This window comes from Halorarius litoreus (assembly GCF_024362405.1).
GTDB lineage: Archaea > Halobacteriota > Halobacteria > Halobacteriales > Haloarculaceae > Halorarius > Halorarius litoreus.
This window is the reverse complement of the sequence record NZ_CP101454.1, coordinates 3,132,564-3,146,253: the sequence shown is the minus strand read 5'-3', so window position 1 is coordinate 3,146,253 and position 13,690 is coordinate 3,132,564. Positions and strand designations below refer to the sequence as shown.

The 13,690-nt window shown below is 66.3% G+C and carries 11 protein-coding genes; 6 read left to right on the top strand and 5 right to left on the bottom strand.

Annotated features, from left to right (window positions below; all coding sequences use genetic code 11):
- Positions 1-174 precede the first annotated feature (174 nt).
- The 3 genes from gyrB to trpB all read left to right on the top strand — a co-directional run bounded on the left by gyrB (position 175) and on the right by trpB (position 5,811).
- Entirely contained in the window at positions 175-2,088 is a 1,914-nt protein-coding gene (gene gyrB, locus NL126_RS16620) for a DNA topoisomerase (ATP-hydrolyzing) subunit B (RefSeq protein WP_255196001.1), read from the top strand.
- Entirely contained in the window at positions 2,085-4,583 is a 2,499-nt protein-coding gene (gene gyrA / locus NL126_RS16615) for a DNA gyrase subunit A (RefSeq protein ID WP_255196000.1), read from the top strand. Before gyrB ends, gyrA begins: the two co-directional genes overlap by 4 nt.
- A gap of 64 nt (positions 4,584-4,647) precedes the next feature.
- Complete coding sequence (gene trpB / locus NL126_RS16610; RefSeq protein ID WP_255195999.1) at positions 4,648-5,811, top strand: tryptophan synthase subunit beta; 1,164 nt, start codon at positions 4,648-4,650, stop codon at positions 5,809-5,811.
- On the opposite strand, the gene NL126_RS16605 is transcribed toward trpB, so the two are convergent.
- Complete coding sequence (locus NL126_RS16605; RefSeq protein WP_255195998.1) at positions 5,812-6,099, bottom strand: hypothetical protein; 288 nt, start codon at positions 6,097-6,099, stop codon at positions 5,812-5,814.
- 372 nt (positions 6,100-6,471) lie between these two features.
- Complete coding sequence (rocF, locus tag NL126_RS16600; RefSeq protein WP_255195997.1) at positions 6,472-7,368, bottom strand: arginase; 897 nt, start codon at positions 7,366-7,368, stop codon at positions 6,472-6,474.
- 88 nt (positions 7,369-7,456) lie between these two features.
- On the opposite strand from rocF, the gene NL126_RS16595 reads away from it, so the two are divergent.
- Positions 7,457-8,749, top strand: a complete 1,293-nt coding sequence (locus NL126_RS16595; RefSeq protein WP_255195996.1) for a TIGR00341 family protein — start codon at positions 7,457-7,459, stop codon at positions 8,747-8,749.
- On the opposite strand, the gene NL126_RS16590 is transcribed toward NL126_RS16595, so the two are convergent.
- On the bottom strand, positions 8,750-9,667 hold the full coding sequence (locus NL126_RS16590) for an NAD-dependent epimerase/dehydratase family protein (RefSeq protein WP_255195995.1): 918 nt from the start codon (positions 9,665-9,667) through the stop codon (positions 8,750-8,752). It lies immediately after the preceding gene.
- A 173-nt stretch (positions 9,668-9,840) separates the two neighbouring features.
- On the opposite strand from NL126_RS16590, the gene NL126_RS16585 reads away from it, so the two are divergent.
- Positions 9,841-10,380, top strand: coding sequence for an Rrf2 family transcriptional regulator (locus NL126_RS16585; RefSeq protein WP_255195994.1), 540 nt, complete (start codon positions 9,841-9,843; stop codon positions 10,378-10,380).
- A gap of 162 nt (positions 10,381-10,542) precedes the next feature.
- On the top strand, positions 10,543-11,715 hold the full coding sequence (locus tag NL126_RS16580; RefSeq protein ID WP_255195993.1) for an NAD(P)/FAD-dependent oxidoreductase: 1,173 nt from the start codon (positions 10,543-10,545) through the stop codon (positions 11,713-11,715).
- A gap of 206 nt (positions 11,716-11,921) precedes the next feature.
- Here NL126_RS16580 and NL126_RS16575 read toward each other — a convergent pair whose 3' ends face one another.
- Positions 11,922-12,689 carry an ABC transporter permease gene (locus NL126_RS16575; protein WP_255195992.1) on the bottom strand — a complete coding sequence of 256 codons (768 nt, stop codon included), beginning with the start codon at positions 12,687-12,689 and terminating at the stop codon, positions 11,922-11,924.
- Entirely contained in the window at positions 12,689-13,660 is a 972-nt protein-coding gene (locus NL126_RS16570) for an ABC transporter ATP-binding protein (RefSeq protein WP_255195991.1), read from the bottom strand. Before NL126_RS16570 ends, NL126_RS16575 begins: the two co-directional genes overlap by 1 nt.
- Between the last annotated feature and the right edge of the window lie 30 nt (positions 13,661-13,690).

Below are 13,690 nucleotides of genomic sequence, written 5' to 3'. Positions count from 1 at the left end.
CTGAAGCCGGGGACGTCGTGGTGTCTGACGCACGTCTGCCGGATGACGTACCGATTTGCGGCGTGTTGATGGATGACGTACCGATTTGCGGCGTGTTGATATCTCATTCGCGTTCGCACGCGCGCGGGCGGGGGTTTTATACCCGGACGAACCATAGCCCGAGTAAGTTCAGGTATGTCTGAAGAACGTAGCTACGGAGCCGACCAGATCCAGGTACTCGAGGGTCTGGAGGCCGTCCAGAAACGACCCGCGATGTACATCGGGTCGACGGACGCCCGCGGGCTCCACCATCTCGTCTACGAGGTGGTCGACAACTCCATCGACGAAGCGCTGGCTGGCTACTGTGACACCATCGAGGTGACGATCCACGACGACAGCTCGGTCTCCGTCTCGGACGACGGGCGCGGCATCCCGGTCGACACCCACCGCGAGTACGACCGGCCCGCACTGGAGGTCATCATGACGGTGCTGCACGCCGGCGGCAAGTTCGACAACAAGTCCTATCAGGTGTCGGGCGGGCTCCACGGCGTCGGTGTCTCCGTGGTGAACGCGCTCTCGCAGTGGCTCGAAGTCGAAGTGAAGCGCGACGGCCACGTCTACCGCCACCGCTTCGACCACGGCCACCCCGACCAGGAGATGGAAGAGGTCCGGGAGATGCGCGAGGGAGAAGAGACCGGGACCACCATCCGGTTCTGGCCCGACCAGGACATCTTCGAGACCACCGACTTCACGTTCTCGACGCTGGAGTCGCGGCTGCGCGAACTGGCGTTCCTGAATCCGGGCGTCGAAATCGCCATCGTCGACGAACGCGACGGCGACGAGGCGAGCTTCCAGTACGACGGCGGCATCAAGGAGTTCGTCGAGTATCTCAACGAGACGAAGACCGCGCTCCACAACGACGTCGTCTACCTCGACGGTGAGGAGCAGGACATCCAGGTCGAGATCGCGATGCAGGCGACCGACGGCGTGCAGGGCTCCATCCACGCGTTCGCGAACAACATCAACACCCGCGAGGGCGGCAGCCACATGACGGGGTTCAAGACAGCCCTCACCCGCGTCGTCAACGACTACGCGAGCAAGCAGGGCCACGCCGACGACATCGACGAGAACCTCAAGGGCGAGGACATCCGCGAAGGGCTCACCGCGGTCATCTCCATCAAGCACCCCGACCCGCAGTTCGAGGGGCAGACGAAGACGAAGCTCGGTAACTCCGAGGTCCGAGGCATCGTCGAGAGCCTGATGCACGAGGGGCTGTCGACGTATCTCGAAGAGCACCCCGACACGGGCGAAGCCATCTGCCGGAAGGCCGTCGAGGCCGCGAAGGCCCGACTGGCGGCGAAGAAGGCGGAAGAGCTCACCCGCCGGAAGTCGGCGCTCGACTCGACGTCGCTCCCCGGCAAGCTCGCGGACTGTCAGACTCGCGACCCCGAGGAGAGCGAACTGTTCGTGGTCGAGGGCGACTCCGCAGGTGGAAGCGCCAAACAGGGTCGGAACCCCGAGTTCCAGGCGATTCTTCCCCTGCGTGGGAAGATTCTCAACGTCGAGAAGCACCGGCTCGACCGCATCCTCGAGAACGAGCAGATCCGCAACCTCATCACCGCCATCGGGACGGGCATCGGCGAGGAGTTCGACATCGACGACGCCCGCTACCACAAGATCATCATGATGACCGACGCGGACGTCGACGGAGCACACATCCGCACGCTGCTCCTGACGTTCCTCTACCGCCACATGACGCCGCTCATCGAGGCCGGCTACGTCTACGCGGCACAGCCCCCCCTCTACCGCATCCGCTACAAGGGCGACACCTACGACGCGATGACCGAGGAGGAGCGCGAACAGATCGTCGCGGAGGTCTGTGACGGTTCGCCCGACCAGGTCCAGCGGTTCAAGGGCCTCGGCGAGATGAACCCCGAGCAGCTGTGGGAGACGACGATGAACCCCGACAACCGCATCCTGAAGCAGGTGACCATCGAGGACGGCGCGGCCGCGGACCGCATGTTCTCCGTGCTGATGGGTGACGCCGTCGGCCCGCGCAAGCAGTTCATCAAGGAGCACTCCGGCGACGCGGAGTGGGTGGACATATGAGCGCGGACGACGCCGACGTGCCCGCCCAGCGGGTGAAGAACGTCCTCATCGAGGACGAGATGGAGCAGTCGTACATCGACTACGCGATGTCCGTCATCGTCGGGCGGGCGCTGCCCGACGCGCGCGACGGCATGAAGCCCGTCCAGCGGCGCATCCTCTACGCGATGCACGAGATGGGCATCACCTCCCGGTCCTCCCACCGCAAGAGTTCGTCCATCGTCGGCGAGACGATGGGTAACTACCACCCACACGGCGACAGCGCCATCTACGACGCGCTCGCCCGGATGGCCCAGGACTTCTCCCTGCGATACCCGCTCATCGACGGGCAGGGGAACTTCGGGTCGACCGACGGGGACCCACCGGCCGCGATGCGGTACACGGAGGCCCGGATGGCCCCCATCGCCGAGGAGCTGCTCGCGGACATCGAGGAGGACACCGTCGACTTCGCAGGCAACTACGACGACCGGCTGACCGAGCCGGCCGTCCTCCCTGCGGCGGTCCCGAACCTGCTTCTCAACGGGGCGTCGGGTATCGCGGTCGGGATGTCGACGAACATCCCGCCGCACAACCTCACCGAGGTGGTCGACGCCTGCATCCACCTCATCGACAACCCCGAGTGTACGGTCGAGGACCTCATCGCCGGGCCGGACGGCGACGGCCCCGTCAAGGGCCCCGACTTCCCGACGGGCGCGAACATCGTCGGCCGGCAGGGCATCTACGACGCCTACAAGACGGGTCGTGGGCGTCTGCGTGTGCGCGCGGAGATGGACGTCGAGGAACGTGACCGCGGCGGCGACCGCATCGTCATCACCGAACTCCCGTATCAGGAGAACAAGGCACGGCGCATCGAGCGCATCGCCGACGACGTGAACGAGGGGAAGATTCAGGGCATCTCGGACATCCGCGACGAGTCGGACCGCGAGGGGGTTCGCGTGGTCATCGACCTCAAGCGCGGGGCGAACACCGAGATCGTCAAGAACAAACTGCTCGAGTCGCACCTCGAGACGACGTTCTCGGTCATCTCGCTCGCGCTGGTCGACGACCAGCCACAGGTGCTGAACCTGAAGCAACTGCTCGAACAGTACGTCGAGCACCGGCGCGAGGTCGTCCGCCGACGCTCGCAGTACCGGCTCGACGAGGCGGAGGACCGCGCGCACATCCTCGAAGGTCGACTCGTCGCGCTCGACAACGTCGACGACGTGGTCGAGCTCATCCGGAACAGCGAGGACCGCGACGCCGCGAAGGAGGGGCTCCAGTCGGAGTTCGACCTCTCCGAGCCGCAGTCGGAGCACATCGTCCGGATGCAGCTCGGCTCGCTCACCTCGATGGAGGCTGGCGAGGTCGAAGACGAGTACGCGGAGGTGCAGGCGACCATCGAGCGGCTCGAGGAGATCCTCGAGAACGAGTCGGAGCTGCTCGGCGTCATCAAAGACGAGCTCCGCGAAGTCCGCGAGGAGTACGGCGACGACCGCCGGACCTCCATCGTCGAGGACTTCGGGAGCGTCACCCGCGAGGACCTCATCCCCGAGGAGGACGTGTTCGTCTGCCTCACCGAGGACGACTACGTCAAGCGGATGCCCGTCTCCGAGTTCGACCCACAGCATCGGGGCGGCAAGGGGATCATCGGCGTACGACCCAAGGATGGTGACCGTGTCTCCACGGTGTTCCAGGCCAACAGCCACGACTATCTCATGGTGTTCACCAACCGTGGGCAGGTCTACCGCCTGAAGGTGTACGAGATACCCGAGATGTCCCGAACTGCGAGAGGGACGAACGCCGTGAACGTCATCGACCTCGACCGCGACGAGGAGGTGACCGCGGTCGTCAACGTCGACGACCTCGACGAAGGCGGCTTCTTCGCGATGGCAACCAAGGACGGCTACGTGAAGCGGACGGAGATCGAGGCGTTCGAGAACGTCCACTCCGGCGGGATTCGTGCCACGAAACTCGAAGAGGGCGACCGGCTCGTCGACGTGGAGACGACCGACGGCGCACAGGACCTCGTCATCGGCACCCGCCAGGGGATGACCATCCGGTTCGACGAGACCGAGGCACGGTCGATGGGCCGCTCCGCGAGGGGGGTCAACGGCATCAAGCTCCAGGAGGGCGACGAAGTCGCTGGCATCGTCGCCACCGACGACGCCGACGACCGCGACCTGTTGACCGTGACGCGAAACGGCTACGGGAAACGGACAGCGCTCTCGGAGTACCGCGTGCAGTCGCGGTACGGCAAGGGGCTCATCGACATCAAGACGAACGAGCGCAACGGCGACGCCTGCTCGCTCAACGCCGTGAGCGCGGGTGACGGCCTCGTCATCATGAGCGAGTCCGGCCAGATCATGCGGACGCACGTCGACGAAGTGTCCCGCCAGGGCCGGAACACGATGGGTGTGAAGGTGATGAACCTCGACGCCGGCGACTGGGTCGCCGGCGTCGACGTGGTTCCTGTGCCGGCTGAAGACGACGCAGACGACGCTGACGACGCGGACGAGTAGCCCGGAACGTCCGTTTTTGCGACTGACACAACACTTTTGCCCAGTAGCGGTCAGCATCGTTCATATGTCAGACAGTGACTTTCCCGACGAGTTCGACGGGTTCGGCGGCCGACACGTCCCCGAGCCGATGCTCGAACCGCTCGCCCAACTCGCTGCCGCGTTCGAGGACATCGTCCCGACCGAGGAGTTCCAGGAGCAGTTCCGCCACGTTCTCGACCAGTACGCCGGGCGGCCGACGCCGCTCTACTACGCCGAGAACCTGAGCGACGAGTACGGCGCGGACATCTTCCTCAAGCGCGAGGACCTCCTGCACGGAGGCGCCCACAAGATCAACAACGCGCTCGGGCAGGCGCTACTTGCAAAGAAGGCGGGCAAGAGCCGCCTCATCGCCGAAACAGGCGCCGGCCAGCACGGCACGGCGACCGCGATGGTCGGCGCGCTGTTCGACATGGACACGGAGATCTACATGGGGAAGAAGGACGTCGAGCGGCAGAAGATGAACGTCTTCAGGATGCGACTGATGGGCGCAGAGGTGAACGAGGTCACCCGCGAGGGACAGGGCCTCTCGGAGGCCGTCGACGCCGCGCTCGAGGACTTCGCGGGCAACATGGAGGACACCCACTACCTCGTCGGCTCCGTCGTGGGGCCGGACCCGTTCCCGCGGATGGTCCGGGAGTTCCAGTCGGTCATCGGCGAGGAGGCACGCCAGCAGATTCAGGAGCAGACGGGGAGCCTCCCCGATGCGTGTGTCGCCTGCGTCGGCGGTGGGTCGAACGCCATCGGCCTCTTCCACGCGTTCCGCGACGACGACGTCGCGTTCTACGGCGGCGAGGGCGGGGGTGATGGCGCCGACACCAAGCGGCACGCCGCCCCGCTCGCCAAGGGCCACGACGACGTCATCCACGGGATGAAGACTCGCGTCATCGACGACGACGTGGAGGTCCACTCGGTGTCGGCGGGCCTCGACTATCCGGGCGTGGGTCCCGAACACGCGATGTTCCGCGCGGTGGGCCGGTGTGAGTACCGCGGCATCACCGACGACGAGGCGCTGGAGGCGTTCCGGACGCTCTCGGAGACGGAGGGCATCATCCCGGCGCTGGAGACGAGCCACGCCGTCGCCCTCGCGAAGCAACTCGCCGAGGAAGGTGAGCACGACACCATCGTCGTGAACCTCTCGGGCCGCGGCGACAAGGACATGGAGCAGGCCGCCGAGCTGTTCGACCTGTAACTACTGCTCCAGCAACTCCTCGTACTCCTCGCTCGTCATCCCGACCTTCTCGGCCATGCGCTCGTCGATGAGCTCCGGCTCGTCCGGGCTGGAGGCGACCTCGCGGGCGATGACGGCGAGCGCGACCGCGACGGCCACGAGCGGCACCATCACGACGGCCAGCACGAGCTCGCCCGCGAGTGCGAAATCTGTCACGGCGAGCGCCACGAGAACGACGGGGGGAATCGCGAACACCGCGAGCACCGCGAGCACAGCGCGGCGCCCGAACCGACGGTCTCGTTCAGCCATAGCTGGGAGTCGGGCTGCATCTACAAAGGCGTACCCGTGGGCGAGGGCGGTGCCGGCGGGGAACGGTCGATACGGCCCGAACGAGTACCGCCAACCATGACGAAACGGCTGCGTGCTGGCAAGTCTTCTCGGTTGTGAGGGAGCGGCGATCGAGAGACGAAGCATCCACGCGGACTGGAGGGGTGAGCGCAGCGGACTCCGGAAGGAGCACGCCCTATTTTCCCGCACGGGAAGACGTTCCTGCTCGGTCGCTTCGCTCCCTGCGCGGGGCTGCGACTTCCCTGCTCCCGTTCGGCCTTCGGCCTCACGAGAACAATGTTTTGCCGGGGGGAGGGTGACGAAGCCACCCGACCTCCTCGAGCAAATAGTGCGTTAGAAGATCTGCTTCCCGAACGCCGACGCGACCAGTTCGACGGCGAGTTCGGCGGTGCCGTTGTGCTGGTCGAGAATCGGGTTCACCTCGACGACTTCCATCGACCGAACGCTGTCGAGGTGGGCGGCGACGTGTTCCATCGCGGCGTGGGCCTCCCGGTAGGTGACGCCACCGCGGACGGGTGTCCCCACGCCGGGTGCCTCGTTCGGGTCGAGGAAGTCCATGTCGAGTGAGACGTGGATACCGTCGGTGCCGTCGGTCGCCACGTCGAACGCGTCCTCCACGACGTCCGTGAGCCCGCGTTCGTCGATGTCCGACATGGTGAACACCGAGACGTCGCTCTCGCGGAGCGCCTCGCGCTCCCGGTCGTCGAGCGACCGGATGCCGACCATCGCGATGTTCTCCTCGGCGACGTTCGGGGCGCGCGCCCAGTCCGCGTCGGCGAACTCACCGCGGCCGAGCACCGCGGCGACGGGCATCCCGTGGACGTTGCCCGAGGGGCTCGTGGATGGGGTGTTGAAGTCGCCGTGGGCGTCGAACCAGACGACGCCCGTGGAGCCGGCACGGGAACTGCCCCCCATCGACCCGATGGCGATGGAGTGGTCGCCCCCGAGGACGAGCGGGAAGCCGCCACCGTCGATTGTCTCCGCGACCGTCGCCCGGAGGTCGCGACAGACCTGTGCGGTCTCGTCGAGGTACTTCGCGCCCTCGTGCTCACCGTCGGGGGACGACAGCTCGGGGCGCGGGACGGCCAGGTCGCCTGCGTCGACACAGTCGTGGCCGATGCCTTCGAGCGCACCGGCGAGGCCCGCGTACCGAATCGCGGAGGGGCCCATGTCGACGCCACGCCGGTCGGCACCGAGGTCCATCGGGACACCGATGAGACGGAGGTTCATGCCAGCGGCTTGACCGGGAGGTGTCTTAGGGGCGGCGGTGCGCCACTTGGCAGTGTATAACTACGGGGGTGTAGGTACCCGACCCGACATGCGGCTCATTCGGGTGTTGGTGGGCGATGACTCGGTGGCGACGGTCTCGGAGGTACTCGACGACGAGGGGATCGACTTCGTCACTACGGAGGAGCGGGACCGGGATGCCGTCGTCATCGAGTTCCCGCTTCCCGTGCAGGCGGTCGATTCGGTTCTCGACAGGCTCCGCGAGGAGGGGTTCGACGACGGTAGCTACACCGTGATCGCGAACGCGGAATCCGCGACGACCGAGCGGTTCGACGAACTCGAAGCCCGCTACGTCGAGGGCACCGAAGAGACCGACAGCGTCGCCCACGAGGAGGTGCGGTCGAAGGCCCGATCGCTGTTGCCCGACCGCCGAACGTACTACGCGATGACAGTGTTGAGCGTCCTCGTCGCGACGGCAGGCCTGCTCCTCGACTCACCCGCGGTGGTCATCGGCTCGATGGCGATCGCCCCACAGGTCGGGGCCACGATTACGGCCTCGGTCGGTACCGTCGTCGGCGACCGACGAATGGCCATCGACGGGACGCGGTCGCTGGCGCTCGGGCTGTTGGTCGCGGTGGTCGGCGCGGTCGTTTTCGGCTGGATACTCCGCTCGACCGGGTTCTTCCCACCCGCGCTGGACGTCACCACGGTCGAACAGATCAGTAGCCGCATCTCACCGGGGCTCCTCTCGCTCCTCCTGGGGCTGTGCGCCGGCTCGGCCGCCGCCTTCGGTGTCGCGACCGACCTCCCGCTGTCGCTCGTGGGGGTCGCCATCGCCGCAGCGGTCGTTCCGGCAGCGGCAGCCGTCGGTATCGGAGTCGTCTGGGGACTCCCGCTCGTGGCGTTCGGCGCGGCGGTGCTCCTGCTCATCAACGCGGTGAGCATCCTGCTGGCCGGCACGGTGACGCTCTGGTATCTCGGCTACCGACCAGAGGGGTGGACGCCCGGTGCACTTCGGGCGAACCTCACGACGGGCGAGGCGTCGGTCGGACTCGCCACCGTCGTCCTCCTGCTCGTGGTGGCGTCGGGGCCGACCGTCGCGATGGTCGAACACGTCTCGCTGGAGAACGCTGCCAACGGTGCCGTACAAGACACGCTCGAGCGACCAGAGTACCGGAGATTGTCGCTCGTGTCGGTCCGAACTGGGTTCACCGACCTCGGCCTGCTGGGCATCCAGCAGGAGGTCACCGTCCGGGTTCGGCGGCCCGTCGACGAATCCTACCCGTCGCTGGCCGCCGACATCGCTGCTCAGGTTGAAGAGGCAAGCGGACAGCCCGTCAGCATCTCCATCGAGTTCGTCGAACAGCAGGAGTACGAGCCCTGATTACTGGTACTGGGCGCAGACGCGGCGAAGCCCGTCCTCGAAGCTGATTTCGGGTTCCCAGCCGGTCGCCTCGTGCATCTTCGTCGTGTCTGCCATCGTGTCGTGGACGTACACTTTCTCGGGGATGGGGTTCTCGATGTACTCGGGGTCGACGTCCGTGCCGAGCACCTCGTTCAGCTTCGCGACGAGCGTGTTCGTCGAGTACGACTCGCCCGTCCCGAGGTTGTAGACGTCGTCGAGTTCGTGGTCGGCGGCGAGTTCGAGCCCGTGGACGATGTCGGAGACGTGCGTGAAGTCGCGGGTCTGCGTGCCGTCGCCGTAGATGACCGGCGACTCGCCGTTGGCGATCTGGTCGGCGAACTGCGCGATGAGGTTCGCGAACTCCCCCTTGTGCTCCTCGGCGCCGCCGAACCCCTGGTAGACGGAGAAGAACCGCATCCCGGCCATCGACATGTCGTAGTGGTGGCTGAAGTACTCGCCGTAGCGCTCGCGGGCGAGTTTCGAGGCTTCGTAGCCCGTCCGGGCCTTCACGTCCATCGACTCGGGCGACGGCTCCGTACGGTCGCCGTAGATGGAGGAGGTGGAGGCGTAGACCACGGTGTCACAGCCGTCCTCTCGCGCCTGGTCGACGGTGTTGACGAACCCCTCGACGTTGACGCGTGCGCCCTTCGCGGGCGTGTCCTCGTGCATCTGGTACGAAGAGAGTGCAGCGAGGTGGAACAGCACGTCCACGTCGGTCGGGAGGTCCTCGTCGACGACGGAGGCCTCGACGAACTCCACGTCGTCGTCGAGGTTCTCCGGCGTGCCGAGATAGCAGTCGTCGAGTGCGATGACCTCGTTCTGTTTCGCGAGGTGGTTCGCGAGGTTCGACCCGATGAACCCGGCCCCACCCGTCACGAGTACACGCTTACCCTGCATACCGAATTTCGACTCCGGCAGCGTCAAGTGTGTATCGGTCCGTCGATAGGACATACCAAAACGGATACAGGTGGGTGCGCTACCCCTGTAAGGACCCGACGGCAGACCGGCGTTGGCCACGGACGCTGGTCGTCACCGTCGGACTTAAGGGATGCAGTGCCAAATGATAGTTAATGTCATCAATCGAACTCACCCCGTCCCAGAAGAAGATTCTCGAGGCCCTCATCAACCTCTACCGTGAGTCCGAGACCGCCGTAAAGGGCGAGGACATCGCCGCTGAGGTCGACCGCAACCCCGGCACCATCCGCAACCAGATGCAGAGCCTGAAGGCGCTGCAGCTGGTCGAGGGAGTACCCGGGCCGAAAGGTGGCTACAAGCCGACCGGCAACGCGTACGACGCCCTCCAGATCCAGGAGATGGACCAGGCCGCGGACGTCCCGTTCCGCCACAACGGCGAACTCATCACGGGCGCGAACGTCCAGGAGATCGACCTCACGAGCGTCCACCACCCGGAGCTCTGCCGTGCGGAGATCCGGCTGCAGGGCTCCATCAGTGACTTCCACGAGGGCGACGACATCTCGGTCGGCCCCACGCCGCTCTCGAAGCTGCTCATCGAGGGGACCCTCGACGGGAAGGACGACACGAACAACAGCCTCATCCTCACCATCGACAACATGGTGGCCCCCGCGGGCGACGAGGAGCCGCTTCACTGACCGGTCTGCCCGACGACGACGGGTCCGGACTCGTTTGAAGACTATCTTTATTCATGTGGTACGTTCTAACACGACGAGCCGAGAGTCCCGAACTCGCAAGCCTTGCCGACTCCATCGGGCGATTCCGCAGGCTTTGTATCCGATGACTCCGCAGTTCCATCTATGACCGATGACGTCGTCGTGCTCGGGTCCGGCTATGCGGGGACCGGTGCGGTGAAACAACTCGAAGCCGAACTGAACGGCGAGGCGGATATCACCTGGATTTCGGATGTCGATCACCATCTCGTCCTCCACGAGTCGCACCGCTGTATCCGCGACCCGGACATCCAGGAGAGGATCACGTTCCCCTGTGAGGAGCTGAAGGCGCCCTCCACGCGCTTCATCCACGCCCGCGTCGAGGCCCTCGACTGCGAGGAGCGCACCATCGAGCTCGACGACGGCTCGACGGTCGACTACGACTACGTGCTCGTCGCGTTCGGCTCGCAGACGGCGTTCTTCGGCATCGACGGGCTCGAGGAGTACTCGCTGACGCTCAAGAGCCTCGAGGACGCCCTCGAAATCCACGAGGCCGTCAAGGCCGCTGCAAAGGAGGCGACCCGTGACGACCCCGCACAGATCGTGGTGGGCGGGGCCGGCCTCTCCGGTATCCAGTCGGCTGGTGAGATCGCGGAGTTCCGCGACAAGCACCGTGCGCCCATCGACATCCACCTCGTCGAGGGGCTGGACAACGTGTTCCCGAACAACGATCCGGTCGTGCAGGCGAAGCTCGCGAAACTCCTCGAGGAGCTGGACGTGAACATCATGACCGGCGAGTTCATCGGTGAGGTCGACGAGGAGACGGTCTACATCGGCGACGACACGGAACTCGACTACGACGTGCTGCTGTGGACCGGCGGCATCACCGGGCAGGACTGCGCGCAGACCATCGAGGTCGACCAGGACGAGCGCTCGCACCGCATCAACGCCGAGTCGACGTTCCAGACGAACGACGACCGCGTGTTCGCCATCGGCGACGCCGCGCTCGTCGACCAGCCCGGCCAGGAGATGCCGGCGCCACCGACGGCGCAGGCCGCCTGGCAGGCCGCCGAGGTCGCGGGGACGAACCTCGCACGCGCCGTCCGCGGCCAGTCGCTCGACACCTGGACCCACGAGGACAAGGGAACGGTCATCTCCGTCGGCGACGACGCCGTCGCACACGACGTGATGTACCTCTCCAGTTTCGTCGACACCTTCGGCGGCCCCCTCGCCGAGACGCTGAAGAAGGGTATCGCCGCCCGCTGGATCTCCGACGTCGCTGGCCCGTCCGCTGCGCTGAAGGCGTGGCCGGATATGTAACCGCACTTTTTGCACTTCCCTCGCGGCGCTTCGCGCCGCTCGGTCAGGCAAAAACTTGCTGAAAATATGCGCGCCTGCTCCTTCCGGCGCGCTCCGCGCGCCTCCAGTCCGCGGGCGCTACGGCTCGCCGCAGGCGAGCCGTGAACCGCTCGGCGCTCCGCGCCTCACGGATGCGTGCTTCTATTGTTCGCGTTGGGTTCTGTGCCTCAGTCTACCTCGATTCGACCGAACGCCGCGGCCCCAATCGTCACCAGCACGGCCCCCGACAGCACCAGCACCCCGAAGTCCAGCCACAGGGGATACTGTGAGTAGCCGACCAGGACGCCACGAAGCCCGTCGATACCGTAGGTCAGAGGGTTGAGGTAGCCGAGATACTGGACGACGGTCGGAAGATTCGACAGTGGGTAGAACGCGCCCGAGAAGAACGCGAGTGGGAACAGCGTGAAATTGACGAGCAGGTTGTACCCCTGGGAGTCCGAGAACTGCGCGGCGAGCACGAGCCCGAAACCGATGAACGTCACGGCGATGAGCAGGAGGAACACGGCGGCGAGCGGAACCCCCAGAAGTCGAGGCCGAAATCCTAGCACGACTGTGCCGGCGAGGATGAGCCCCGTCTGGAGGAGCGCAGTGGTCGCGCCACCGAGAACGCGACCGAGGACGATGCTCGTCCGTGGGACGGGCGCGACGAGTATCTCCTTCAGGAAGCCGACCTCTCTGTCGGAGAGCACCGCCAGCCCCGTGAAAGACGCCGAAAAGAGCATCGTGAATCCCAGAATCCCGGGCACAAGATACTCGATGTAGCTCACCGACTCGGGGACGCCACCGAACTGCACCCCTCGAAACCCGAAGCCGAAGAACGCGAAGATGAGCAGCGGCGTCAGGAACGCGCCGATGACCCGCGAGCGCGACCGGCGGAACCGGAGCAGGTCACGGTACCAGAGGCCGTAGACGGCGAGTGCGTCGACCCGAGCCATCAGTCACCCCCCGTGGCAGTCGCCGCAACTGGCTCCCCCTCGGCGTCCGTGACCGACCGCCCAGTGAGGTCGAGGAACACCCGTTCGAGCGTCGGTGCCTCGACGGAGACCCCCGTCACGTCGGCCACCTCGCTGGCGGCGACGACCAGTTCGGGGACGCGGCGCTCCCCGTCGTCGACGACCACGCTGACCCCGTCGTCGGTGGGATCGACCGACCCGACCCACGCGAACTCGCGGAGCCGCGCGGTCACGGCGTCGGGGTCGGAGACGCGGACGGCAACAGCGTCGCCCCCGAGCGTCCGCTTGAGTGCCGCCGGGGTGTCGCAGGCCACGACGTTTCCCCGGTCGACGATGGCGACGCGGTCACAGAGCGCGTCGGCCTCCTCCATGTAGTGGGTCGTGAGCACAACCGTGACGCCCGTTCGCGCGTTCAGCGCCTCGATGTACTCGCGGACGTCCTTTCGGGTTCCGGCGTCCAACCCAACGGTAGGTTCGTCCAGAAAGAGCACCGCCGGTTCGTGGAGGAGTCCCCGCGCGAGTTCGAGCCGACGGGCCATCCCGCCGGAGTAGTCTCCCACCTTCTCGTCGCGCCGGTCGTCGAGGTCGACGAGGTCGAGCACCTCGTCGATGCGCTCGCGGCGGCGAGCGCCCGTGATACCGTACAGCCGGGCGTGGAAGACGAGGTTCTCCTCGCCGGTCAGCTCCTCGTCGAGCGCCGGCTCCTGGAACACGACCCCGATGTTCTCGCGGACGCGGGCAGGCTCGGTGCGGATGTCGTGTCCCGCGACCGACGCCGTGCCCGCGGTGGGCGAGACCAGCGTACAGAGCGTGTTCACCAGGGTGGTCTTCCCCGCGCCGTTCGGCCCGAGCAGCCCGAACAGCTCCCCCGACTCGACGGCGAGCGTGAGGTCGTCGACGGCCGTCACCGCGTCGTACCGCTTGGTGAGCCCCGACACCTCGATGGCGTTCATACGTGGGGAAGGACCCGCAGCGACTTATCG

Excerpts from the sequence above, each read along its gene's own strand:
- NL126_RS16570 (WP_255195991.1), bottom strand. The coding sequence starts at position 13,660 with ATGAACGCCATCGAGGTGTCGGGGCTCACCAAGCGGTACGACGCGGTG.
- NL126_RS16585 (WP_255195994.1), top strand. The coding sequence starts at position 9,841 with ATGTCATCAATCGAACTCACCCCGTCCCAGAAGAAGATTCTCGAGGCC.
- NL126_RS16580 (WP_255195993.1), top strand. The coding sequence starts at position 10,543 with ATGACCGATGACGTCGTCGTGCTCGGGTCCGGCTATGCGGGGACCGGT.
- NL126_RS16605 (WP_255195998.1), bottom strand. The coding sequence starts at position 6,099 with ATGGCTGAACGAGACCGTCGGTTCGGGCGCCGCGCTGTGCTCGCGGTG.
- gyrB (WP_255196001.1), top strand. The coding sequence starts at position 175 with ATGTCTGAAGAACGTAGCTACGGAGCCGACCAGATCCAGGTACTCGAG.
- gyrA (WP_255196000.1), top strand. The coding sequence starts at position 2,085 with ATGAGCGCGGACGACGCCGACGTGCCCGCCCAGCGGGTGAAGAACGTC.
- NL126_RS16575 (WP_255195992.1), bottom strand. The coding sequence starts at position 12,689 with ATGGCTCGGGTCGACGCACTCGCCGTCTACGGCCTCTGGTACCGTGAC.
- NL126_RS16590 (WP_255195995.1), bottom strand. The coding sequence starts at position 9,667 with ATGCAGGGTAAGCGTGTACTCGTGACGGGTGGGGCCGGGTTCATCGGG.
- NL126_RS16595 (WP_255195996.1), top strand. The coding sequence starts at position 7,457 with ATGCGGCTCATTCGGGTGTTGGTGGGCGATGACTCGGTGGCGACGGTC.
- trpB (WP_255195999.1), top strand. The coding sequence starts at position 4,648 with ATGTCAGACAGTGACTTTCCCGACGAGTTCGACGGGTTCGGCGGCCGA.
- rocF (WP_255195997.1), bottom strand. The coding sequence starts at position 7,368 with ATGAACCTCCGTCTCATCGGTGTCCCGATGGACCTCGGTGCCGACCGG.